At 68.2% G+C, this 23,586-nt stretch carries 16 protein-coding genes, 2 rRNA genes and 1 pseudogene; 14 read left to right on the forward strand and 5 right to left on the reverse strand.

Annotated elements, in window-relative coordinates; translation table 11 throughout:
* Positions 1-240: 240 nt before the first annotated feature.
* Together ACO0M4_RS05315 and rrf are read left to right on the forward strand one after the other, a co-directional pair.
* Positions 241-3,362, forward strand: a 23S ribosomal RNA gene (locus ACO0M4_RS05315).
* Between the two features lie 74 nt (positions 3,363-3,436).
* Positions 3,437-3,553: ribosomal RNA gene (gene rrf / locus ACO0M4_RS05320) — 5S ribosomal RNA — on the forward strand.
* A gap of 216 nt (positions 3,554-3,769) precedes the next feature.
* Here the strand turns inward: rrf and ACO0M4_RS05325 are convergent.
* From ACO0M4_RS05325 to ACO0M4_RS05345, 5 genes and pseudogenes are all read right to left on the reverse strand, one after another.
* Positions 3,770-4,613, reverse strand: a pseudogene (locus tag ACO0M4_RS05325) (lantibiotic dehydratase); the annotation flags it as partial.
* A 448-nt stretch (positions 4,614-5,061) separates the two neighbouring features.
* Entirely contained in the window at positions 5,062-5,499 is a 438-nt protein-coding gene (locus ACO0M4_RS05330) for a hypothetical protein (protein ID WP_430368437.1), read from the reverse strand.
* Between the two features lie 199 nt (positions 5,500-5,698).
* Positions 5,699-6,754, reverse strand: a complete 1,056-nt coding sequence (locus ACO0M4_RS05335; RefSeq protein WP_430368439.1) for a type III polyketide synthase — start codon at positions 6,752-6,754, stop codon at positions 5,699-5,701.
* A gap of 261 nt (positions 6,755-7,015) precedes the next feature.
* The gene (locus ACO0M4_RS05340) at positions 7,016-8,227 is read right to left on the reverse strand and encodes a cytochrome P450 (RefSeq protein ID WP_430368441.1); all 1,212 of its coding nucleotides are present in this window, start codon (positions 8,225-8,227) and stop codon (positions 7,016-7,018) included.
* A gap of 507 nt (positions 8,228-8,734) precedes the next feature.
* Positions 8,735-9,268: a hypothetical protein gene (locus ACO0M4_RS05345; protein ID WP_430368443.1), complete on the reverse strand. Its 534-nt coding sequence runs from the start codon at positions 9,266-9,268 to the stop codon at positions 8,735-8,737.
* Positions 9,269-9,540: 272 nt separating this feature from the next.
* Between ACO0M4_RS05345 and ACO0M4_RS05350 the strand changes: the two genes are divergently transcribed.
* The 12 genes from ACO0M4_RS05350 (at position 9,541) to ACO0M4_RS05405 (ending at position 23,572) form a co-directional block, all read left to right on the forward strand.
* Positions 9,541-10,017 carry a PTS sugar transporter subunit IIA gene (locus ACO0M4_RS05350; RefSeq protein ID WP_430368444.1) on the forward strand — a complete coding sequence of 159 codons (477 nt, stop codon included), beginning with the start codon at positions 9,541-9,543 and terminating at the stop codon, positions 10,015-10,017.
* On the forward strand, positions 9,957-10,412 hold the full coding sequence (locus ACO0M4_RS05355) for a MarR family winged helix-turn-helix transcriptional regulator (RefSeq protein WP_430368445.1): 456 nt from the start codon (positions 9,957-9,959) through the stop codon (positions 10,410-10,412). The genes ACO0M4_RS05350 and ACO0M4_RS05355 overlap by 61 nt, the downstream gene beginning before the upstream one ends.
* Before the next feature lie 83 nt (positions 10,413-10,495).
* Positions 10,496-11,503, forward strand: coding sequence for an ATP-binding cassette domain-containing protein (locus tag ACO0M4_RS05360; RefSeq protein WP_430371259.1), 1,008 nt, complete (start codon positions 10,496-10,498; stop codon positions 11,501-11,503).
* Positions 11,463-12,326: an ABC transporter permease gene (locus ACO0M4_RS05365; RefSeq protein WP_430368447.1), complete on the forward strand. Its 864-nt coding sequence runs from the start codon at positions 11,463-11,465 to the stop codon at positions 12,324-12,326. The genes ACO0M4_RS05360 and ACO0M4_RS05365 overlap by 41 nt, the downstream gene beginning before the upstream one ends.
* Positions 12,327-13,086: 760 nt before the next feature.
* Entirely contained in the window at positions 13,087-13,476 is a 390-nt protein-coding gene (locus ACO0M4_RS05370; protein WP_430368448.1) for a cell division protein SepF, read from the forward strand.
* Between the two features lie 55 nt (positions 13,477-13,531).
* Positions 13,532-14,971, forward strand: coding sequence for a biotin transporter BioY (locus ACO0M4_RS05375; protein ID WP_430368449.1), 1,440 nt, complete (start codon positions 13,532-13,534; stop codon positions 14,969-14,971).
* Positions 14,968-15,324 (forward strand): nucleotide pyrophosphohydrolase, encoded by a 357-nt coding sequence (locus ACO0M4_RS05380; RefSeq protein ID WP_430368450.1) that lies wholly within the window; start codon positions 14,968-14,970, stop codon positions 15,322-15,324. The genes ACO0M4_RS05375 and ACO0M4_RS05380 overlap by 4 nt, the downstream gene beginning before the upstream one ends.
* A 506-nt stretch (positions 15,325-15,830) precedes the next feature.
* Positions 15,831-16,286: a DUF6099 family protein gene (locus ACO0M4_RS05385; RefSeq protein ID WP_430371260.1), complete on the forward strand. Its 456-nt coding sequence runs from the start codon at positions 15,831-15,833 to the stop codon at positions 16,284-16,286.
* Between the two features lie 570 nt (positions 16,287-16,856).
* A complete protein-coding gene (locus ACO0M4_RS05390) occupies positions 16,857-17,780 on the forward strand; it encodes an LLM class F420-dependent oxidoreductase (RefSeq protein ID WP_430368452.1) in 924 nt (307 codons plus the stop codon).
* A 455-nt stretch (positions 17,781-18,235) separates the two neighbouring features.
* Entirely contained in the window at positions 18,236-18,697 is a 462-nt protein-coding gene (locus ACO0M4_RS05395) for an SRPBCC family protein (RefSeq protein WP_430368453.1), read from the forward strand.
* Positions 18,698-18,830: 133 nt separating this feature from the next.
* Complete coding sequence (locus ACO0M4_RS05400; RefSeq protein WP_430368454.1) at positions 18,831-20,621, forward strand: 3' terminal RNA ribose 2'-O-methyltransferase Hen1; 1,791 nt, start codon at positions 18,831-18,833, stop codon at positions 20,619-20,621.
* Entirely contained in the window at positions 20,618-23,572 is a 2,955-nt protein-coding gene (locus ACO0M4_RS05405) for a polynucleotide kinase-phosphatase (RefSeq protein WP_430368455.1), read from the forward strand. The genes ACO0M4_RS05400 and ACO0M4_RS05405 overlap by 4 nt, the downstream gene beginning before the upstream one ends.
* The last annotated feature ends 14 nt before the right edge of the window (positions 23,573-23,586 follow it).

Consider the following 23,586-nt stretch of genomic DNA (forward strand, 5'->3'; position numbering starts at 1 on the left):
ATGCTGGTTGCTCATGGGTGGAACGTTGACTATTCGGCACGATGGGTTGGGTTTGTTAGTACTGCTTCGGCGTGGAACGCAAGTTTTCGACTGGTCGTGTTGGGCGCGCTGTTGGGTGTCTGAGGGTACGGACTGTGGTCTGGACCTTCGCGATGCCGGCCCCGGTGAAGCATCCTTTGTGGGTGTGTGACGGGTGGCTGGTCGTTGCTTGAGAACTGCACAGTGGACGCGAGCATCTGTGGCCAAGTTTTTAAGGGCGCACGGTGGATGCCTTGGCACCAGGAACCGATGAAGGACGTGGGAGGCCACGATAGGCCCCGGGGAGCTGTCAACCAAGCTTTGATCCGGGGGTGTCCGAATGGGGAAACCCGGCAGTCGTCATGGGCTGTCACCCGCTGCTGAACACATAGGCAGTGTGGAGGGAACGCGGGGAAGTGAAACATCTCAGTACCCGCAGGAAGAGAAAACAACCGTGATTCCGGGAGTAGTGGCGAGCGAAACTGGATGAGGCCAAACCAGTCACGTGTGATACCCGGCAGGGGTTGCGTGGTTGGGGTTGTGGGAGTTCTTTTGATCGGTCTGCCGGCCGGTCGGCGAGTCAGAAACCGTTGATGTAGGCGAAGGACATGCGAAAGGTCCGGCGTAGAGGGTAAGACCCCCGTAGCTGAAACATTAGCGGCTTGCTTAAGAACCACCCAAGTAGCACGGGGCCCGAGAAATCCCGTGTGAATCTGGCGGGACCACCCGTTAAGCCTAAATATTCCCTGGTGACCGATAGCGGATAGTACCGTGAGGGAATGGTGAAAAGTACCGCGGGAGCGGAGTGAAATAGTACCTGAAACCGTGTGCCTACAAGCCGTGGGAGCGTCGCGCATCAAGCTTGCTTGGTGCGTCGTGACTGCGTGCCTTTTGAAGAATGAGCCTGCGAGTTTGCGGTATGTTGCGAGGTTAACCCGTGTGGGGAAGCCGTAGCGAAAGCGAGTCCGAATAGGGCGTGGAGTAGCATGCTCAAGACCCGAAGCGGAGTGATCTAGCCATGGGCAGGTTGAAGCGGAGGTAAGACTTCGTGGAGGACCGAACCCACCAGGGTTGAAAACCTGGGGGATGACCTGTGGTTAGGGGTGAAAGGCCAATCAAACTCCGTGATAGCTGGTTCTCCCCGAAATGCATTTAGGTGCAGCGTCGTGTGTTTCTTGCCGGAGGTAGAGCACTGGATAGGCGATGGGCCCTACCGGGTTACTGACCTTAGCCAAACTCCGAATGCCGGTAAGTGAGAGCGCGGCAGTGAGACTGTGGGGGATAAGCTCCATGGTCGAGAGGGAAACAGCCCAGAGCATCGACTAAGGCCCCTAAGCGTGTGCTAAGTGGGAAAGGATGTGGAGTCGCAGAGACAACCAGGAGGTTGGCTTAGAAGCAGCCACCCTTGAAAGAGTGCGTAATAGCTCACTGGTCAAGTGATTCCGCGCCGACAATGTAGCGGGGCTCAAGTACACCGCCGAAGTCGTGTCATTGCGATATTACCCCCAACGGGGATCGTGATGGGTAGGGGAGCGTCGTGTGCCGGGTGAAGCAGCCGTGGAAACGAGTTGTGGACGGTTCACGAGTGAGAATGCAGGCATGAGTAGCGATACAAGAGTGGGAAACTCTTGCGCCGATTGACTAAGGGTTCCTGGGTCAAGCTGATCTGCCCAGGGTAAGTCGGGACCTAAGGCGAGGCCGACAGGCGTAGTCGATGGACAACCGGTTGATATTCCGGTACCCGCTTTGAAACGCCCAATATCGAATCCATTAATGCTAAAGCCGTGAAGCCGGCCTGGAGTCTTCGGACAAAGGGACGTGGTGGAGCCGTTGACCCAAGGTGGTAGTAGGTAAGCGATGGGGTGACGCAGGAAGGTAGTCCAGCCCGGGCGGTGGTTGTCCCGGGGTAAGGGTGTAGGCCGTGTGGTAGGTAAATCCGTCACACGTTAAGGCTGAGACCTGATGCCGAGCCGATTGTGGTGAAGTGGATGATCCTATGCTGTCGAGAAAAGCCTCTAGCGAGTTTCATGGCGGCCCGTACCCTAAACCGACTCAGGTGGTCAGGTAGAGAATACCGAGGCGTTCGGGTGAACTATGGTTAAGGAACTCGGCAAAATGCCCCCGTAACTTCGGGAGAAGGGGGGCCATTTCTGGTGAGGGAACTTGCTTCCTGAGCTGGGGGTGGCCGCAGAGACCAGCGAGAAGCGACTGTTTACTAAAAACACAGGTCCGTGCGAAGCCGTAAGGCGATGTATACGGACTGACGCCTGCCCGGTGCTGGAACGTTAAGGGGACCGGTTAGCTCCATTTCGGTGGGGCGAAGCTGAGAACTTAAGCGCCAGTAAACGGCGGTGGTAACTATAACCATCCTAAGGTAGCGAAATTCCTTGTCGGGTAAGTTCCGACCTGCACGAATGGCGTAACGACTTCTCGACTGTCTCAACCATAGGCCCGGTGAAATTGCATTACGAGTAAAGATGCTCGTTTCGCGCAGCAGGACGGAAAGACCCCGGGACCTTTACTATAGCTTGATATTGGTGTTCGGTTCGGCTTGTGTAGGATAGGTGGGAGACTTTGAAGCGCCAACGCCAGTTGGTGTGGAGTCGTTGTTGAAATACCACTCTGGTCGTGCTGGATGTCTAACCTGGGTCCGTGATCCGGATCAGGGACAGTGTCTGGTGGGTAGTTTAACTGGGGCGGTTGCCTCCTAAAGAGTAACGGAGGCGCCCAAAGGTTCCCTCAGCCTGGTTGGTAATCAGGTGTTGAGTGTAAGTGCACAAGGGAGCTTGACTGTGAGACTGACGGGTCGAGCAGGTACGAAAGTAGGGACTAGTGATCCGGCGGTGGCTTGTGGAAGCGCCGTCGCTCAACGGATAAAAGGTACCCCGGGGATAACAGGCTGATCTTCCCCAAGAGTCCATATCGACGGGATGGTTTGGCACCTCGATGTCGGCTCGTCGCATCCTGGGGCTGGAGTCGGTCCCAAGGGTTGGGCTGTTCGCCCATTAAAGCGGTACGCGAGCTGGGTTTAGAACGTCGTGAGACAGTTCGGTCCCTATCCGCTGCGCGCGTAGGAGTCTTGAGAAGGGCTGTCCCTAGTACGAGAGGACCGGGACGGACGGACCTCTGGTGTGCCAGTTGTTCTGCCAAGGGCATGGCTGGTTGGCTACGTTCGGAAAGGATAACCGCTGAAAGCATCTAAGCGGGAAGCCTGCTTCGAGATGAGGGCTCCCTCCCACTTGATGGGGTAAGGCTCCCAGTAGATGACTGGGTTGATAGGCCAGATATGGAAGCGCCGTAAGGTGTGGAGTTGACTGGTACTAATAGGCCGAGGGCTTGTCCTCAGTTGCTCGCGTCCACTGTGTAGGTTCTGAAGTAACGAACTCGCCTTGTTGGCTGGAGTTCAACTTCATAGTGTTTCGGTGGTTTTAGCGTTAGGGAAACGCCCGGTTACATTTCGAACCCGGAAGCTAAGCCTTTCAGCGCCGATGGTACTGCAGGGGGGACCCTGTGGGAGAGTAGGACGCCGCCGAACAATTATTGTGGGAAGGCCCCGCACCTTATGGTGCGGGGCCTTTCTGCGTTGCGGGTCTCTTCGACCGCTTTCCTGCCACCGGTTGTAGGAGGTCATCCGCCAGTGGTCGAGGCTGTTGGGTGTATGCCGGCTTCTGTCATGAGTCCAGCGAGGCTGGCTCGGGAGCTGATGAACGGTTCGGCCAACACCCGGTCGCGTCGCTCCGTCCCGGGGTGCGGCGCGGGCCGCGGCACCGGACCGCCGGCGTAGCCCTAACCCGCGGATCGGATCCAGGAGTTCGAGCACCGGCACCGCCCGGTCCGTGCCGTACCGCTCCAGGAACCGCTCCTGGTAGTCGCGCAGTTGCGCACTGCCCGGCCGGATCAGCGAGGTCCGCCACAGCACGGTCGCCGCCTGCTCCACCTCGCGGCTGGACCTCGCGTGGCAGCACCAGGCGGGCGTCCAGCGCGGTGTCGACCTGGATGACGTGCTCGGCGTCATCGTGCAGCGCCCGTACGTGTGCCAGCGGTGCGGTGCGGTGCAGTCGGGCTGCGGGGTGAGGTCGTTGAGCAGGAAGCCGCACCGCATCAGCTGTTCGAGGCAGCGCTCGATCACCCCGTCCGCCGCCTCGGGGAAGGCGGTCCGCATACCGGCGATCAACTCGGGCCAGGCGACCGGCTCCGCGGTCAGCTCCAGTGCCCGCTGGACCGGGCCGGTCTGCCGGACGGAAGGGGGCAGCCGTTTGCTGCCCGTGTGGTCGTGGGCGTCCACCAGCAGCAGCCGGCCGTCGCGGACTCGCCACCAGCCGGGTCCGCGCCAGGACGCCTGGCACCTCGTGCAGTTTCCCGGCCACGCCGGCCAGCCATGCCCCGTCCGGCTGTCTCACGGCCCGTCGTCGCCTGCCGTGAGCGCCGGTTCGTCCCCCGAATCCGGTGAGGGCGACCCCCGCGAACAGCCTGAGCGGTGTGTTCCGGTGGCTCATCCGCAGGTGGTACTTGGTCAGGGAAACCAGCAGGCGGCGCAGCCGCTTGGGCTTGATCGGCCCGCCCGCGAACACCATGTCGGTCTCCTGGGCCAGCGCCGGACTGGCGAGCCGTGAGGGCGCTCCGCCGGGAGCGGGAGGACCGCGGCCCGTAGCAGCGTCAGCTCCGCGGCCTCGAAGTCGACGTCGTCAGCTCTCATGGGCACCGCAGCAGTTCGTCCGTCCTTGTCTGTCGGCTCGTCAAAAGGGCATGTAGCAGCGGTCGTTCCGGCAGCCTGCGGCTCAGGAGCGGGCGGGGTGCGGGTGCCGCTTCGGTAGGTGAGAACGTGCAGTTTCTCCTAATGGGGCTTACCTGACAGCCGTTTCTGAGCCGGCTGATAAGGGCTTCTTACCCCCGGACCGGTGGGTTCGCCGCGGCGCCGGCTCCGGCCGTCGTCCCACGACCGGAGCATTGGCGCGCGGCCGGGCGGTCATGCCAGGGCGCGATTTCCCGCACACCCGGTCCGGCCGGCCCCTGGTGGGGGAATCCGGCTGGACCGGTCGGTGCTTAGCCCTGGGCCGCGACGGCGTCCTGGGCGTGGTTCTGCGTGGCCGGCCGTTCCTCGGCGGCGGCCGCGGTGGCCGTCTTGCCGGGCAGGAACCAGCCGGAGACCAGGACGGCGACGGCCGCCGCGAACACCCACCATGAGGCGCTCTGGAAGGCCACCACCTGCGTGCTGCCGGCGTCGGTCCGGCTCTGCAGCAGCAGCGCGACCACGGCGGTGCCGAGCGAGGCGCCGAGCTGGTTGACGATGTAGAGAGCCGAGGTGCCTTGCGCGATGGCGTCCCCGGGCAGCGTCCGGTACAGCGAGCCCATGGTGGGCGCACCGATGAAGCCCAGCCCCACGCCGGCGACGAACGCGCAGAGACCCAGCAGGACTTCGCTGGTACGGGCGTCCGCCTGGGTGGAGGCGAACGCGCTGAGCGCGATGAGCAGACCGCCCACGACGGTTCACTTTCGAGGAGTGGGGGTGGAGTGAGGGGGTGAGGTGGGGCGGCCGTTAGTGCCGGTATCGCTATCGGTGTCGACGTCGTTGTCGATGGCGCGGGCGGCGTTCAGGCGCTCGAGCCAGGGGTGGCGCCCAAGGCGCACATGTGTGACGAGCCGTCACGGATGACGGCTCGTCACATCACTGCTCTGCGTGTCAGGTTGGTGTCGACGACCACGTCCCCAACGACATCTCCGCGGTGATGCCGGGGCCGAAGCCGGCCAACAGGCCGCGCTGTCCGTCTTGCGCCGACGCCTCGTCGAACATGCGGGCCAGGGCGTCGAGCACCACCGCACTGGCGATGTTGCCGTACTCGGTCAGCGTCGCCCGACTGAACCGGAACGCTTCCTCAGGCACCTCAAGGAACCGGCTCAGGTCGTCGAGGATCCGGGGACCGCCCGCGTGGACGATGTAGAAGTCCAGGTTCCCCGCGTCCCAGTGGTGCTGCTCCGCGAGGCCGCGGAGTGCCGGCGCGAGCGGCTCCATGGTGCCCGGGACCCGCTTGTCCAACTGGAAGTGGAATCCCGTGGAGCGCACCGCGTAGGAGATCCAGTCCTCGGTGTGCGGGATCAGGTACGAGGCGTTCCGCTCCAGATGGACGCCCGTACCGCCCTTGCCGCGCATCACGGCCGCCGCGACCGCGTCCCCGAACAGGCCGTTGGACAGGAGCGATCCGACCCCGACGTCGTCGGGCTGGTAGCACAGCGAGCAGAACTCGCAGGCGACGAGCAGGACGTTGGCGTCCGGATACGCCCGGCAGAAGTCGTGCGCGCGATTGATCGCGGCACCTCCCGCGGCGCAGCCGAGTTGGGCGATCGGAATCTGCCGGGTGTCCGACCGGAACCCCATGTGGTTGATGAGCCACGCCGTCAGTGCCGGCATCATGAAGCCGGTGCACGACACGTAGATGATGAGGTCGATCTCCCGTGGTTCCAGCTCCGCTTGGTCGAGTGCCTTGCGCACCACAGCGGGGACGCGAGCCTTGGACTCCTCTTCGTAGATGGCACTGCGGGCGTCGAACCCCGGATGCTCCAGCACCTTGTCGATCGGCTGGATCAGATGCCGCCGTACTACGCCCGTATGCTCGATCAGCCTCAGCACGAGATTCAGCTGTGCATGGTTCGCATGCAGCTCTCGTGCCAGTTCGAGGGTGTCGTCCCTGGTGATGATGTATTCAGGGACCGCGATTGCCGGTTTGCACAAAACGGCCATCGATGCACTCCTTGCAGACTGTGGTCCGCCCAGTGCTGATTTCGCTCTGCATTCGCGTCGTTGGCGCTTCCGTTGTCGGCCGAAGGAATCTCCGGTGATTCCGCCGACCTGATGACACAGACCCCAGGAAGGACGCGAGCGGGCCATCCGTCGAAGACTGAACTCTCCCCGTGCAGATGGGTCATTCCTAAGACCGTACGCCAGCGGAGTGGGTTCCGCATGCCGCCGCCGGGGCCGCGGATTTACCGCGGCCCCGGCAACTCACCACACCACCGGCAAAGCCAGCGGGTAACGCCAGATCGCCGTCGTGTTCCAGCGCACTTCCTCGGCCGGCTTCGCCAGCTTCAGATCGGGGAACCGCTTCAGCAGGGTGCTGAGCGCGACCTGGAGCTCCGTGAGGGCCAGCGGGGCGCCCAGGCAGTGGTGCGCGCCCCAGCCGAACGTCATGTGACCGGTCGCCTCCCGCGTCAGGTCCAACTCGTCGGGGCGCTCGAACTTCGCGCCGTCCCGGTTGGCCGTCAGGTACGAGACGTGCACGATGTCCCCGGCGCGGATCGTCACCCCGCTGAGCTCCACGTCCTCCAGCGCGACCCGCGGGATGCCGACTCCCTTGCGGAACGGGATGAACCGCAGCATCTCCTCCATCGCCTGCGGCAGCGCCTCGGGCCGCTCCCGCAGCATCGCCAGGTCCTTGGGCCGGGTCAGCAGCGTGTACGAGAGGTTGCCGATCTCGTAGGTCGTGGTGTCCTGGCCGGTGATGAGGAGCACCATGGCCATGACGGTGAGTTCCTTCTCGTCCAGGACCTCGTCCCCGACGCGGGCCGTCGCCAGCGCGCTGATCAGGTCGTCCCCGGGGTCCCGGCGGCGGCGTGCGGTCAGCTCCGTGAAGTAGTCCCGCATGTCGGCCTTGGCGCGGACGGCGTTGTCCTTGTTGTCGAGGCTGACGTTCATCATCGTCCGGGCGTACCCGCGTAGCTGCGCGCGCTCGTCCTCGGGGATGTCGAGCACCTCACAGATCGTCGTCAGCGGCAGCGGCGACGCGAGGTTCTCCATCAGGTCCCCCGGCGCCCCGTCCTCGACCATCCGGTCCAGCAGCTCGTCGACGACGTGCTGCGTGCGCGTCCGCATGCGCTCCACCTGCTTCGGGGCGAACGCCTTCGCGACCAGGCTCCGCAGCCGGCTGCTCGCGGGCGGGTCCATCACGTTGATCGCCTCGGCCTGCACGATCGGCTCCGGCGTCATCCGCGGAAAGTCCCGCCCGACGACCGCATGCCGGCTGAACCGCCGGTCCGTCGTCACGATCCGCACGTCGTCGTACTTCGTGACCAGCCACGCCTCGCCCTCGCCATAGGGCAGTCGAATACGTGCGACCGGCTCTTCGGTCATGATCCGCCTGAGCGTCGGATCGAACTCCAGCGCCTCGGCATAATCGAATGGGCAGTTCCAGACGGTGCTGTCGGCTTCCTGTGCCATTCGGAACTCCTGGAGTGAGAAGGACGGGTGTTTTCGTCGGGAAGATGAATTCCCCAGAACAATGAGCAAATTACCGCCCCCGTATCGGGGGCGGTCGGAAGGAGCACCTTCCTTCGCTCATGGGCCACAAAGGCGCCATTTCATCCCGGATAGCGTATGCAGCGGATTCCGGCCTCGCCTCGGCTGTCTCCGCCCGCACCCGGAGCCCGCGGCGTACGACGGCCCTGCTTTACCCGCCGTTACCCGCCGTCACCCGTCAATTCCGGGGCGCCCCCATAGCCGGCCGCCGCCGACCATTTCCTTACCTACCCCCTACGCCGAACGGGTGACCGAAAGGCCGGCTGCCCGGGTGGGCGGGGAGGTAGGGAGGAAGGAAAGGCGGGCCGCCGGGGGCGGGAGGGGGAGCCGCCGGGGCGGCGCGAAGCCCACAGGCGCTCGGACCGGCTGATGTGCCCGGATCGGCTGATGCGCCCGGTCCGGCTGATGCGTTCAGTCCGCCTGATGTGCTCAGTCCGTCTGGTGCGCCGCCCGGGCCGTGTCCACGAAGTTCTCCAGCGCCCTCCAGAAGGGGGTGTACGCGGCGTTGAACTCCTCGCGGCAGTCCGTTTCCTCGACCATGCCGGCCCGTAGCGTTTCGTAGAAGGGCCCGGTCGCTTTCTGGAGGGCGAGCGCCGCGGCTGCGGCGGAGGGCGGGCCCTCCAACTCCACGATCCGCGCGCAGCGGCGGATCTTCGCGTACTCCGCGGTCTCGCGGTCGAGCAGCGCGTCGAGCCTGGCGGTCCGCGTGTCCGAGGCGGACTCCCGTAGTTCCGCGGAGATCTCCCAGTACAACTCGCCGATCCGATGGGTCTGCTCGATCAGATCCAGGTATGCGGTGCGTCGGCTCTCCCGCAACTTCTCCGCGCGCTGCGAGCGCGCCGCGGTCTCCGCCTGGATTTTGGCCGCCTGCGTACTGCCGCGACTGGTCACCCAGCTGGCCAGTACCGCCGTACCACCCGTCAGCGCCGCGATTGCCAGAGTCCACACCGTGCTGTCGCCCACATGGCGTCACAATACCCATCACGCGCCGCACGGTTCGCCGCCCCACCGGCCCCGGCACCAACCCCGATCGACCCGTGAGCCGACCGTGACCCCAACCCGGCCCCCCAACCCGGCCCCCCACCCCTCACAACACCCCGATAACCCCCCAATCCCTCTCCACCTCCCTCGCCGCCTCTCTCTGCCTCTCTCCCCGCCTCTCCCCGCGCCCACCTCCAACTCCCCCTCCACGGACCGGTGCACGGCTGCCCGCCCGTTCTCCTTAGCGTCCCGCCTTGGCAGCTCTTAGCGATCTCCTCCCCGCCGCGGCCGTACGCCTGGACGTGCCGGTTCCGGATTGGCGGGCAGCGATCCGGACGGCGGGCGGGCTGCTGGTGGACACCGGGGCCACCACTACCGCGTACACCATCGAGATGATCGACAACGTGGTGGAGAACGGCCCGTACCTCGGCATCGCCTCCGGTTTCGTCCTCGCCCACGCCCGGCCCTTGCCCGCCGTGCTGAGAACCGTGCTGTCCTGGGTCCCTCCTACGCGGCCGGTGGCCCGGCCCCACCACCCCGTCTTCGGCCCGGTCCCACCACCCCGTCTGCGGCCGGGTCCCACCACCCCGTCTTCGGCCGGGGCGCACACCCTCTTCTCACCTGCCATGCACCACCTGACGTGCCTCTCACTCAGAGCTAAAGTCGACATATGGCCACAGGGGACCTCCCCGACGAGCTGGCTGACGTACTGGCCGGAATCCAACGGCTGATCCGCCGGCGGCTCCGCCGTGGCCTGCCCGCCCCCCGGCTGCGCGGCGCACAGGTCGAACTCCTGCGACTGGTCGCCACCCGGCCCGGCATCCGCGTCTCCGCCGCCGCAAAAGAGCTCTACCTCGCGGGCAACTCGGTCTCCACCCTGGTCAACCAACTCAGCCGGGCCGGCTACCTACGCCGCCAGACCGACCCCGCCGACCGACGCTCGGCCCAGCTCTTCCCCACCCCGGAGGCCCGGTCCCGGCTGCACGACTGGGAGACCCGCCGCAGTGCCCTCGTCCGCGAACAGGTCACGCGCCTCACCGAGGCCGACCGGACGGCACTGGCGGCTGCCCTTCCGGCGCTGCGCCAGCTCGCCCACAACCTGCACCAGCAGACGGAGGGACCATGACCAGCGACGACCCGGGCCGGACGGCCCCGCGGACCGCCCCCGGAGAACCCCCGGACACCGAAGGGCCGCCGACCGGCCGCCCGATGCCTCCGGCCCCGGACCGGGCCCTCGCTCCGGACCGGGCCCCCGCCCCGGGCGGCGACGCCCTCACCTGCCACGCCCTCCGCTACGCCTTCGGTGAGACCCGCGCCGTGGACGGAGTGGACCTGGCCGTCCACCCCGGCGAGGTCTTCGGTCTGCTCGGCCCGAATGGCGCGGGCAAGACCACCGCCATCCGCTGCATCACCACCCTCCTGCCCGTCCCCGTGGGTATGGTCCGGGTCTTCGGCCACGACGCGGCGCGGGAGCGGATGGCCGTCCGACGCCTCCTGGGCTATGTGCCGCAGCAACTGTCCGCCGACGCCGGGCTGACCGGCCGGGAGAACGTCGCACTGTTCGCCCGGGTCTTCGACGTCCCCCGACGCGAGCGCGCCGCCCGCGTCACCCAGGCACTGGCCGCCGTCCACCTCACCGACGCCGCCGACCGACTCGCCAACACGTACTCCGGCGGCATGATTCGCCGCCTGGAACTCGCCCAGGCGCTGGTCAGCGCACCCCGCCTGCTGATGCTCGACGAACCGACGATCGGCCTCGACCCGATCGCCCGCACCAGCGTCTGGGAGCACATCAACACGGTCCGCGCCGCCACCGGAATGACCGTCCTGGTCACCACCCACTACATGGATGAGGCCGAGCAGTACTGCGACCGTGTCGCCCTGATGCACCGCGGCCGGATCCGCGCCCTGGGCACGCCCGGGGAACTCCGCGCGGCCCTGCGCGCCCGCCGCGCACGCGCCGCGACCGCACCGTCCACCCCCCTCACTTCTCCGTCGCCCCCTCTTTCGCCGTCACCCTCATCCTCGTCCTCATCCTCGTCCTCATCCTCGTCCTCATCCTCGTCCTCACCCTCGTCCTCACTCTCGCCCTCGTCCGACGCGGAGCCGACGCTGGAGGACGTCTTCCGGGACGTCGCCGGCGCCGGCCTCGACGAGCAGTCAGGAGACTTCCGCGATGTCCGGAGCACCCGCCGTACCGCAGCCCGAGTCGGTTGACGCCGTTGCCGCCACCCGCCACTTGGACCTCCTCCTGGTCCCACCGCGTGCCCGCGCGGGCTGGCGGGTGCTGCCCGCCAGAGTCGTCGCGATGTGCGTGGTCGAGTTGCAGAAACTCCGTCATGACCGCACGGAGCTCTACACCCGCGCCGTCCAACCTGCCCTCTGGCTCGTGGTCTTCGGCGAGACCTTCACCCGTATCAAGGCCATCCCCACTGGTGGCACCCCCTATATCGACTATCTGGCGCCCGGGATCATCGCCCAGTCCGCCATGTTCATCGCGATCTTCTACGGCATCATGATCATCTGGGAGCGGGATGCCGGCATCCTCACCAAGCTGCTGGTCACCCCCACACCACGCTCCGCTCTGATCGCGGGCAAGGCGTTCGCCGCCGGGGTGAAGGCATTGCTCCAGGCCGTGGTGGTGATCGTCATCGCCGCCCTGCTCGGGGTGGCCATGACCTGGAACCCCCTGCGCCTCCTGGGCGTGGCCGTCGCCGTGATCCTCGGCTCCGCCTTCTTCTCCTGTCTGTCGATTTCGATCGCCGGCATCGTGCTGACCCGCGACCGCCTGATGGGTATCGGGCAGGCCATCACCATGCCGCTCTTCTTCGCCTCCAACGCCCTCTACCCCGTTGCCGTCATGCCTGGCTGGCTGCAGACCGTCAGCAAGATCAACCCCCTCAGCTATCAGGTCGACGCCCTCCGCGGACTGCTCCTGGGCACCACCTCCCATCTGGCCCTCGACTTCGTCGTGCTCGCCGCCGCGGCGGTCGCCGGTATCGCCACGGCCTCCTCACTCCTCGGCCGCCTGGCCCGCTGATCCCTCGCCCACCACGCCCCGGCGAACGACCCGCCGCGCCTCGCGCCCGAGGGTCCGGACCCCGTCCGCACCCACTCTCGACAGTCACTCTCCGTACTCATGCACCTACCATAAGAGACCCCACTGACAACGCCCTCGACCAGCGCAAACGCCCGAACCTCGGCACCGCGCCCGGCCCTCGCACCGAGCCCGGGAGCCGCCGGCGGTACGCGCAGGCAAGGGGAAGCCTCCTTGCCTGCATGGCGGCTTGGGTGAAGCCAGGGGAGACCGCCGCCTTCCCGCGCCCACCCTCCCCCTGCCGCTGCATCACCGCACCACACTTGCTCCCGCGTTCAGGGTGCCTCGGCCCCGCCGCCCCGCCTACCTGCCGCTCCTCCCCGCCGCCGTTGCCGTTGCCGTTGCCGTGACGAAACCCACGCCTGACGCAGTGGCATGGCATGCACGCGCGTACGCCGCCCGCCGGAAGGTCACAGGCACTCAGGGACACCTGCGCTGCCCAATGCTGAGCTGCTGTCAGGCACTTGTGCATGATCTGCCGGGATGGCACGCCCGGCCTCCGTCACAAGAGAGGATGAACAGGCATACAGAAACTCGACCCGGCAGATCTGCCCAGGTGTCCGCACTGGTCAGGGCGATGAGGCAGGATGAGAGAGCTGCGCCACCGCGTGTGTCGCAGTCGGCGACGTTTGTAGGTTTATCTCTAGAATCGTGCGATGCACATACCGCAGAAAGCCAGCGCTCCACTGGGTGAGGTGATTCGGTGAACGGCCCCGATGCCACCGACGAGCAGTGGGAAGGGCTCGCCGAAGTCGTACCGCTACGTGGCGGCAACGAATGGCCCTCCTGGCCCGACCACCGCGCCCTCCCGGACGATGAACCGACGGAGGAGACGCGGCGGTTCATCGTCATCCGCGTCCAGACCTTCGCAGACGCCCGGGAAGTGGCCGAGTACCTGATGGCGCAGCTGCCGGTCCTCCTGGACCTCAGCAGCGCGGACACCGATGTCGCCAAGCGCATCCTGGACTTCGCCAGCGGGGTCGTTTTCGGCCTCGGCAGTGGCATGCACCGCGTGGACACCAACGTGTTCCTGCTGGCGCCGGTCGGGACCGAGGTCGCGGAGCCGGCGGCGGGTACCGTCCCCCGTTCGTAGGAAGAGCAGTTGGGCGTAACGGTTCTCCGCGCGGGCGACTGCATAGCGTCCCCGCATGGATACCGACAGCGCACGTCCGGCGGTCACCGAATTACGGCTGTCCGCCTTCAAGTCCCATCGTGGCGTCACCCTGCCGCTCGGCCCGTTGACGCTGCTCAGTGGCGACAGCGGAAGCGGCAAGTCCAGCGTGCTCCAGGCCTACGAGATCCTCGCCCGGCTCGGTAGCGGCGACCCGTTGGAACGGGCCGTGGGGGTGGTGGCGGGCGGGGCCTCCGCCTGTGTACCGGCGAACGCGCGCCCCGACGACCAGGGGCGGCGCGGGTTCCGCCTCGGCTGTACGGTCGACGGCTCGGTGGGCCCCGTCCACCTCGATCTCGCCGTACAGGCCGAACCCGAACTCCGCATCGTCGGTGAGCGGTTGACGGGCTGTGGCGAGACGCTGCTCACCACCGCCCTCACCGACCCCACCCGCTCCGCCGTCCAGGCGGCCTGGCACACCGCCGGCGCGACCCCGGTGACGCGCGCTCCACTGCCCGACGATCGGCTGGCCACCTCTCTCCTCCCGCTGCGGGTGGCGGGCAAGACGGAGGGGCAGCGCCTGGTCCTGGCCGCCGCGGAACAAGTCGTGGTCGCACTGCGTTCAGCCTTCGTGTGTGATCCGCGGCCGGAGGCCATGCGAGGCCAGACGGCGGATGGCGTCGCGGACGACGGTCGTACCGCGGGCGGCGCGTCCGGTGGGGGAGGTGCGGGGCGCGGCACTGGGGCGCGCGGCGGCGGCCGGGGTGGCGGTCCGGGCCGTCCCGGGAAAGGCGGCGCAACCGGTGGTCCCGGCGGACCGACGGCGGCTCCGCGTGGACGCAAAGGCGCGCGGAGCGGCGGCGAGGCCAGCGGTTGGGGCCACGACGACGAGCGCGACGAAGGGCGGCTGCGGTCGTCCTGCGACAACCTCGCCACCGTGCTGGAGCGCACCAGCCGCGAATGCGCCCGCCGGCACGCCATCTTGGTCGCAGCCGTACGGGATGCCTGTTCCGGGCCCGTCGACGGGCTGCGGGCGGTGCCCTGGCAGTCGGACGCAACGATGGCAGCGGAGGCCGCGGCCGCCGGGGAAGGCGGCGACGGTGTGGTGCCGGGCGGGCAGGGAGTTCCGGATCCGCAGGCCGTGAGGACGGTCCTCGACCGCGGCGACCTGGGGGAGATGCCCGTCGAGCAGCTCGGCGACGGTGAGCTGCGGTTCCTCGCGCTGGCTCTGGTGCTCCTCACCGGCCCTGGAGTGTTGGCCATGGATCCGGCCGGGGAGATCCCGTCGGCGTTGCAACAGATGACGGTGATGGCGGACGGCATGGACCGCTGTATGGACCGCCGACAGGCTCGGGAGCTGGTGTCGCTGGCCGTACGGATGGCCGACCGGGGACACGTCCGGCTGCTGGGTACGGTGTGGGACCCGTCGGTCGCCGAGGGGCTGCCCGGGGTGCAGGTGCTACACCTAGGGGTATGAGTGAGGATCTTCATGCCCTGCAGCGACGCCTGGCCGACTTCGCGGCCGCCCGGGACTGGCAGCAGTACCACACCCCCAAGAACCTGGCCGCGGCGCTCAGTGTCGAGGCCGCGGAACTGGTTGAGATCTTCCAGTGGTTGACGCCGGAGGAGTCGGCGAAAGTGATGGCCGACCCGAAGGCGGCCGGCCGGGTGGAGGACGAGGTCGCGGACGTCCTGGCGTATCTGCTCCAGTTCTGTCAGGCGCTGGGGATCGACCCGTTGACCGCGCTCGCCGCGAAGATCGAACGCAACGAGACGCGGTTCCCGGCGGTCCGGCAGGCACCGCCGGACCGGCCGCGGGACGGCGAGTAGTCGCCGGTCGGACGGGGAGCGGGCGTCGAGCGACAGGCTGAGGCCGGCGGGGCGGGGCGAGAGCCTCCGCCCCGCCGGCTTTTCCGCGCCGGTTTGAGGGCCCGCTCGCGCTGGAGGCCGCGCGCCGGTTCATGCGCCACCGCCGCAGCCACCATCACCACCCGCCGACACGCGGCGTGCGCCGGGAGACCTGGGTGCCGAGTCGAAAGACAGGGATTGCAGGGGCTGGTGTGCCAAAAGAACGTTGAGTGTCGCACGTTGCCCGATTCATGCTGGGTGACGGACGGGAACGGCGAGGCGCACGAGGGAACCCCGAGGGTCGCAAGCGCTGCCGCGACCGCCCCGAATCCGCCTCTCGTCACTCTATGGAGTCATGGATCTTTCCACAGCGCCTTGGTTGTCCACAGATTTGCGAATTCCTCTGGCGTTTTTGGCTGTTGGGCCTCACTCTGGGTAGTGGAAGGAGGGCGGAGTGAATGCGCATGACGAAGGAAGGAGGGACACAGATGGACGCGGTGCGGATCATCGCGGCCAGTCGGCGCGGTCTGGCGCAGGCGAACACGGTTCATGACGTGGTCGTCGAGGCGTGGCAGTCGCAAGCCTTGGCGGAGGCGATAGGCAGCCATCTCGCGATATTCGGTCCGTACGAAGTGCGGTCCAGGGCCCGAGGGTTGGGCGACGCGGGCGGGCGGTTCAGCGGGGGACTGCTGTGCTCGACAGCGACCACCGGCGGGCTCCGGGCGGTCCAGTTGACCGAGATACGCGACGTCAAGTCGGCTTTAATCGGCCTGTCTCAACTGCTCCGAGAGGTGTGCGAGGCGCTGGTAGGAGTGGTGATCTCGGCCGAGGAGGAAGGGATGTACTGGACCTGCGTGGAAGCCATGGACACCGCAGACGAATCGAGGGACCACGTCGCCGGAATACTGGAGAAACTGGAGGTACGCGACCGGCACCTTGCCTGACAGCGGGCGGGCCGCCTCCCGACCTGCCCCCTGCAAGCACGGTCGGCCCGGCTGGCACCCCATGCCGGCTGACCACGTGAACCGGCATGCCTGGGCAGAGGCACGCAACCCGCGCCCCTGGCCGGCCACGGCCGGAAGCGCGACCGCACGAGGCGCGACCGCAGGAAGCACGACCGCCCATGTCCCTTCGGCTTCCCTCCACCCCTTCCGTCCGGTCAGTCCTCTTCCTTCTTTCCTTCCACCCGTCCTCGCCGCTTCTCTCTCCTGCCCTCTGCGTCCACCGGTAGCGGGTGCTGACCTCGCCGACACCCCTCGTCGCCGTCATTGCCGCCGTCAGATCCGTTCTCCTCGTTGGTGAATCCCTGGTCGGTCAGGTCGCGCAGCCGGCCGGGAGCCGGGAGTCGGGAGCCCGGAGCGGGCGTCGGGGAGCCGGGCTGGGTCGAGTACGGGACTGGGGGGCGCCGCTCATCGCACCCACCACGCACATACCGCACGTACGCGAAGCGGACTCGCCCGGTGCGACGGCAGGCACTGGCGAGTGTTTCGTTGGGCACCGTGCAGGATGGAGGTATGGACCTACGCATCTTCACCGAGCCCCAGCAGGGGGCTTCCTACGACACCCTTCTGACGGTCGCCAAGGCCACCGAGGACCTCGGGTTCGACGCCTTCTTCCGCTCCGACCACTACCTGCGGATGGGGGACGCCGACGGGCTGCCCGGCCCGACGGACGCCTGGATCACGTTGGCCGGTCTGGCCCGCGAGACCAAGCGGATCCGGCTCGGCACCCTCATGACGGCCGGCACCTTCCGGCTGCCGGGCGTGCTGGCCATCCAGGTCGCCCAGGTGGACCAGATGTCCGGTGGCCGGGTCGAACTCGGCCTGGGCGCCGGGTGGTTCGAGGAGGAGCACAAGGCGTACGGCATCCCGTTCCCCAAGGAGAAGCTCGCGCGGTTGGAGGAACAGCTGGCGATCATCACCGGCCTGTGGGGCACGGAAGTAGGAAAGGAGTTCTCTTACGAGGGGAGCTACTACCAGCTGGAGAAGTCACCCGCGCTGCCCAAGCCTGCTCAGGGCAAGGTGCCGGTGCTGATCGGGGGACACGGCGCGACGCGCACCCCGCGACTGGCGGCGCAGTACGCCGACGAGTTCAACATGCCCTTCGCCTCGCTCGAAGACAGTGAGCGCCAGTTCGGTCGGGTGCGGGCGGCCGCCGAAGCCGCCGGGCGCAAGGGCGACGACCTGGTGTACTCCAACGCCCTGGTCGCATGCGTCGGCAAGAGCGACGCCGAGGTGGCGCGGCGGGCCGCGGCCATCGGCCGCGAGGTGCGCGAGCTCAAGGCCAACGGCCTGGCGGGCTCGCCTGCGGAGGTCGTGGACAAGCTCGGCCGGTACGCCGCCATCGGCTCGTCCCGGGTCTATCTCCAGATGCTGGATCTGGATGATCTGGACCACCTGGAGCTGATCTCCGCGGAGGTCCAGTCGCAGTTGGGCTGACGTCAGGTCCGTCGAAAGCGGGGAGGGGCGTTGAGAGGCGCGTGGCGGGGCGCATCGGATGTCTGGGCGTCAGCGTGGGAACGCCCTGCCCGGACCCTCGGTCGCCCTGCCCAGATCCTCGGACGGCCTGGTTGGCCCGGGCAACCCGGGCAACCCGGGCGGCCTGGATGACCCGGAGCGTCGCCTCGCTGGTTAGTGGGTCAGGTGGTGTGGGTGGGGGTGGCGGGAGCGGCTGGGCTCGGCTGGCTGGTGGAGGTGTGTCCGGGCCGGCTGCCCGGCACCTCGGCTCGGTTGGGTCGACGAGTCGGGATCACGGCGCACGAACACCTGCCCTCGCTCGCGAGGTGACGCGCGTCACGAGCGAGGGCGTCACGATCTCGGGTGCTGCGGCGTCTCCCCGGTGAGTCAGGCGCGGCCGTCGTGCCGTGCCTGCCCGCCAGGAGAAGGGACACGGCATGGAAACCGTGACGGTGCGTCGCGTCATAGCGGCGCCGATCGCCGACGTATTCGATTGGTGCGCGACGAGCACCAACTACACCCGTTCCCCGTTCGTCCTCAAGGCGAGATTGGCCCGGCCGGGCGCGGGCGCGCCCTACGGAGTGGGCGCCGTCCGGTTGCACACCTGGCTCATCGGCTGGTTCCGCGAACGGATCACTGCCTACAACGCGCCGTACGACTTCGACTACGTCGTCGACCGCAGTTTCCCACCGGCCCGGCACGAGCTCGGTCGTATGACCTTCACCGAAGTCGCCGAGGGCACCCTGGTCGTCTGGACGACGATCTGCCAGATCCCCGCTCCCTTCGGCGCGGACGCGGTCACTCGGGTGCTCGTCAAACCCGTCCTCACCCACGTCTTCGGCGCGATCCTCGATGCTGCCGATGCGGCGCTCACGACGAACCGAGCCCGTCGCCCCTGATGTCCTTGCCGGGGAAACGGGCCGCCGGCGAGCACGGTTTCGCCGGGCTGAGGCACTGGCACGCTGCCCACCAAGAGCAGGGCCCGCGGAAATTCGGTGGGGGAGTGGCACCGTACACACCGATACTCAAGGGGTGTTTCTGACCATAACCACCACCGGCACGACCGACCGCCCCGCGACCGACCTCGGGTTCCTGTTGCACAAGCATCCCGACAAGGCGCAACCGTTCTCGACCTCGCACGGCACCGCGCACGTCCTCTACCCGGAGGCGGATGCGGAACGCTGCACGGCTGCGTTGCTGTTGGAGGTCGATCCCGTTGCCCTCGTACGCCGTGGGCAGGGGAAAGGGCGCGGCGGGGCACCGGATTCCGCCCGCGCGCGGTACGTGAACGACCGGCCCTACGCGGCGTCGTCATTGCTCGCGGTGGCGCTGCGCAGCGTTTTCGCGAGTGCGATGAAGGGGCAGTGCGCGGCCCGGCCGGAACTGGCCGGGCGGCCGATCCCGCTGCGCATCGAGGTGCCGGTGCTGCCCGCCCGGGGCGGTGCCGCGCTGGTGGAGAAGCTCTTCGGGCCGCTCGGCTGGTCGGTGTCGGCCGAGCCGCTGCCGTTGGACGAGACCTTCCCCGAGTGGGGCGACTCGCGCTACGTACGGCTGGTCCTGGAGGGCGAGTGTGAACTCGCCGCCGCACTGCGGCATTTGTATGTGCTGTTGCCGGTCCTGGACGACGCCAAGCACTACTGGGTGACGCCCGATGAGGTCGACAAGTTGCTGCGCGCCGGCGAGGGCTGGCTGGAGCACCACCCGGAGCAACGGCTGATCGTCGGCCGCTATCTGGCCCGCCGCTGGTCGCTGGCCCGTGAGGCGATGGCGCGGCTGGAACTGGAGCGGCTCGCCGAGACGGACGACACCGCCGTCGAGGAGATCGACAACGCGGTGGACGAGGAATCCGACACCGAGGAGAAGCCGGTTCCGCTCGCCGTGCGGCGACGGGAGGCCGTCCTCGACGTGCTGCGCTCGGCTGGGGCCGCTCGGGTCCTCGATCTGGGCTGCGGGCAGGGGCAGTTGATCGGCGAGCTGCTCAAGGAAGGGCAGTTCACCGAGGTCGTCGGGATGGACGTGTCGATGCGGGCGCTCCACGAGGCCCGGCGCAGACTCCGCCTCGACCGGATCTCCGAGCGGCAGGCGCAGCGCGTACGACTCGTCCAGGGGTCGTTGGCGTACACGGACAGCAGGCTCAAGGGCTACGACGCGGCGGTGCTCAGCGAGGTCGTGGAGCACGTCGATCCGGAGCGGCTGCCGGCGTTGGAATACGCGGTCTTCGGGGCGGCCAGGCCCCGGACGGTCGTCGTGACCACGCCCAACGTCGAGTACAACGTGCGCTGGGAATCGTTGCCCGCCGGGCAAGTGCGGCACGCGGACCACCGGTTCGAGTGGACGCGGGAGGAGTTCCGGCGCTGGGCGGGGGAGGTCGCCGCGCGGCACGGCTATGCGGTGACGTTCGGCCCGGTGGGGCCGGAGGACCCGGAGGTCGGGGCGCCCACTCAGCTTGCGTGCTTCACACGTGAGGACGGTGGTGCTGGTGGGGGTCGTGGCTCCCGTGGTTCCCATAGTTCCCATGGTTCCCGTGGGGGCGGTGACACCTGGGCGGACCGTGAGAGCGGCGGTAAGGGGAGCCCGGGCGGCGAGGAAGGCGTAGAAGGGGTAGAAGGCGTAGAAGGTAGTAATGGTGTGAGTGTGGGAGAAAGCGTCGAGAGTGTGGCGGAGGGGAGCCGCATGGGTGGCGTGAGCGGCGTAGGGGGCACCGGTGGTGTCCGTAGTGGCCGTGACGTCAGTGGTGTCGGTGGTGTCGGTGGCGTCAGCAGTGTCGACGGTGTGAGTGGTGTCGGCGGCGGGCCGGTCAGTGGGAAGGGGGCAGCGGCATGAGTGACGGGAACCGCACGTCGCAGGCGGAAGGACGGCCGCAGCCGCAGCCGCAGCCGCAGCCGCAGTCGCAGCCGCGGCCGGGGTCAGGGTCGGGGTCGGGGTCGGGGTCGCCGGTCGAGCGGCAGTTGGCTCGTGCGCCTCGCCCGGTGGCGCGTTCGCTGGCTGTGCCCGATCTGTCGCTGGTGGTGCTGATCGGCGCGACCGGCTCCGGCAAGTCGACCTTCGCCGCCCGGCACTTCAAGCCGACCGAGGTGATCTCGTCTGACGTCTGCCGGGGGCTGGTCAGCGATGACGAGAACGACCAGGCCGCCAGCGGAGATGCCTTCGAGGTGCTGCACTTCATCGTCGGCAAGCGGCTCGCTGCCGGGCGGTTGACGGTGGTGGACGCCACCAATGTGCAGGCCGAGTCGCGCGCCCAGTTGGTGCGGCTGGCACGCGAGCACGATGTCCTGCCGGTGGCGATCGTGCTGGACGTGCCCGAGCACGTCTGCGTTGAGCGGAACGCGGCACGCGCCGACCGGGTCGGGCTGCCGCGCCGCGTCATCCAGCGGCACCAGCGTGAACTGCACCGTTCGGTGGGGAAGTTGGAGCGTGAGGGCTTCCGTAAGGTGCACCACCTGCGCGGCGAGCGGGAGATCGAGGCCGCGGAGGTCGTCAGGGAGCGGCGGTTCAACGACCTGCGGCACCTCGCGGGGCCGTTCGACATCGTCGGCGACATTCACGGCTGCCGCTCCGAGCTGGAGACCCTGCTCGGCCGGCTCGGCTACGCGCTCGCCCGGGACGGGCAAGGGCGGGCAGTGGACGCGGTGCACCCCGAGGGCCGTACGGCGGTCTTCGTCGGTGACCTCGTCGACCGGGGGCCGGACAGCCCGGGCGTACTACGTCTGGTGACGGGAATGGTGGCGTCCGGTCACGCACTGTGCGTATCCGGGAATCATGAGAACAAGCTCGGGCGTTATCTCCATGGGCGGGCGGTGCAGCACACGCACGGCCTCGCTGAAACCGTCGAGCAGCTGGAGAAGGAGGACGAGGCGTTCCGCGCCGGGGCCGCGGAGTTCATCAGGGGACTGGTCAGCCACTACGTCCTGGACGGGGGTGGATTGGTGGTATGCCATGCCGGGCTGCCGGAGAAGTACCACGGCCGTACGTCGGGCCGGGTGCGGTCCTTCGCGCTGTACGGCGACACCACGGGCGAGACCGACGAGTTCGGCCTGCCCGTGCGGTACCCGTGGGCGGAGGAGTACCGCGGCCGCGCCGCCGTCGTCTATGGCCACACGCCCACCCCGCGTGCCGGCTGGCTCAACAACACCATCTGCCTGGACACCGGTTGCGTCTTCGGTGGGAAGCTGACCGCGCTGCGCTGGCCGGAGCGCGAACTGGTCGACGTACCGGCCGAGCACGTCTGGTACGAGCCCGCCAAACCGCTGGCCACGGAAGCGCCGGGCGGGGCGGACGGCCGCCCGCTGGATCTCGACGACGTGGCCGGTCGGCGGATCGTGGAGACCCGCCATATGGGTCGTCTCGCCGTGAAGGAGGAGAACACCGCGGCCGCTCTGGAGGTGATGAGCCGCTTCGCGATAGACCCGCGGCTGCTGCCGTACCTCCCGCCGACCATGGCGCCCTGCGCGACCGCCAAGTCGTCCGAGGAGGCGGACGCACGCGACGAAGGTTTCCTGGAGCACCCGCTGGAGGCGTTCGCCGAGTACCGCGCGGCGGGCGTCCGTGAAGTGGTGTGCGAGGAGAAGCACATGGGTTCCCGGGCGGTGGTGCTGGTCTGCCGGGACGAGGCGGTGGCCCGCGAGCGGTTCGGGGTGACGGGCGAAGGTGTGTCGGGTGCCCTGTACACCCGCACCGGCCGGCCGTTCTTCGACGACCAGGGGACGACGGAGCAGCTACTCCGGCGGGTCCGCGACTGTGTGGACCAGGCCGGATTGTGGGTCGAGCTGGACACCGAATGGCTGCTGCTGGACGCCGAGTTGATGCCGTGGTCCCTCAAGGCGATGGGCCTGTTGCGCACGCAGTACGCGGCGGTCGGCGCGGCGTCCGGGGCGGTGTTCCCCGGGGCGCTCGGCGTGTTGGAGGCGGCGGCCGCCCGTGGGGTCGATGTGGCGGCGCTGCTCGACCGGCAGCGCGGGCGGGCCGTCGATGCCGCGGCGTTCACCGATGCGTACCGGCGGTACTGCTGGCGGGTGGGGGAAGCGGCACCGGCCGCGGCGGCACCTGCCGGGCTGCCGGGACCTGCCGGGCTGCCGGGAGTCACCGGACAGGCGGAAGCCACTGGACCCGCGGGGCTGGCCGGACAGGTGGGAAGCGCCGGGTTGGCCGGTATCCGGCTCGCGCCCTTCCAGGTGCTCGCCGTTGAGGGGCGCAGCCTGGCCGGCATACCGCACACCGAGCAACTGGCCCTGATCGACCGGCTGATAGCGGCCGAGCAGGCGCTCCCGGCGGGGGCGTGGGAGGACGCGGCGGCCCGCGCTGCCGGGACGTCCGGCGGGCCCGCCGTGCCTGGCGCCGCAGCGCCCGCCGCCGACCGCATACGACTGCTCGCGCCGACCCGGCGGCTGGTCGTCGACACGGAGGACGAGGCGTCGGTCGCGGCCGGCGTCGCGTGGTGGCTGGATCTGACCGCCGACGGCGGTGAGGGCATGGTCGTCAAGCCGGTCCGGGCGCTGGTCCGGCAGCCGGACGGCCGGCTCGTCCAGCCGGGCATCAAGTGCCGCGGTCGGGAGTACCTGCGGATCATCTACGGTCCGGAGTACACCCGCCCGGAGAACCTGCGGCGGCTGCGCATCCGCCACCTCGGCCACAAGCGTTCGCTGGCCCTGCGCGAGTACGCACTGGGGCTGGAGGCGCTCGACCGGCTGGCGGATGGGGAACCGCTCTGGCGGGTGCACGAAGCGGTCTTCGCGGTGCTCGCGCTGGAGTCGGAACCGGTGGACCCACGGCTGTAACCAGCCACGGTGGG

This window comes from Streptomyces sp. RGM 3693 (genome assembly GCF_050471125.1).
Lineage (GTDB): Bacteria > Actinomycetota > Actinomycetes > Streptomycetales > Streptomycetaceae > Streptomyces.

Excerpts from the sequence above, each read along its gene's own strand:
- ACO0M4_RS05360 (WP_430371259.1), top strand. The coding sequence starts at position 10,496 with ATGCCTCCGGCCCCGGACCGGGCCCTCGCTCCGGACCGGGCCCCCGCC.
- ACO0M4_RS05335 (WP_430368439.1), bottom strand. The coding sequence starts at position 6,754 with ATGGCCGTTTTGTGCAAACCGGCAATCGCGGTCCCTGAATACATCATC.
- ACO0M4_RS05375 (WP_430368449.1), top strand. The coding sequence starts at position 13,532 with ATGGATACCGACAGCGCACGTCCGGCGGTCACCGAATTACGGCTGTCC.
- ACO0M4_RS05405 (WP_430368455.1), top strand. The coding sequence starts at position 20,618 with ATGAGTGACGGGAACCGCACGTCGCAGGCGGAAGGACGGCCGCAGCCG.
- ACO0M4_RS05340 (WP_430368441.1), bottom strand. The coding sequence starts at position 8,227 with ATGGCACAGGAAGCCGACAGCACCGTCTGGAACTGCCCATTCGATTAT.
- ACO0M4_RS05380 (WP_430368450.1), top strand. The coding sequence starts at position 14,968 with ATGAGTGAGGATCTTCATGCCCTGCAGCGACGCCTGGCCGACTTCGCG.
- ACO0M4_RS05385 (WP_430371260.1), top strand. The coding sequence starts at position 15,831 with ATGGACGCGGTGCGGATCATCGCGGCCAGTCGGCGCGGTCTGGCGCAG.
- ACO0M4_RS05395 (WP_430368453.1), top strand. The coding sequence starts at position 18,236 with ATGGAAACCGTGACGGTGCGTCGCGTCATAGCGGCGCCGATCGCCGAC.
- ACO0M4_RS05365 (WP_430368447.1), top strand. The coding sequence starts at position 11,463 with ATGTCCGGAGCACCCGCCGTACCGCAGCCCGAGTCGGTTGACGCCGTT.
- ACO0M4_RS05355 (WP_430368445.1), top strand. The coding sequence starts at position 9,957 with ATGGCCACAGGGGACCTCCCCGACGAGCTGGCTGACGTACTGGCCGGA.
- ACO0M4_RS05390 (WP_430368452.1), top strand. The coding sequence starts at position 16,857 with ATGGACCTACGCATCTTCACCGAGCCCCAGCAGGGGGCTTCCTACGAC.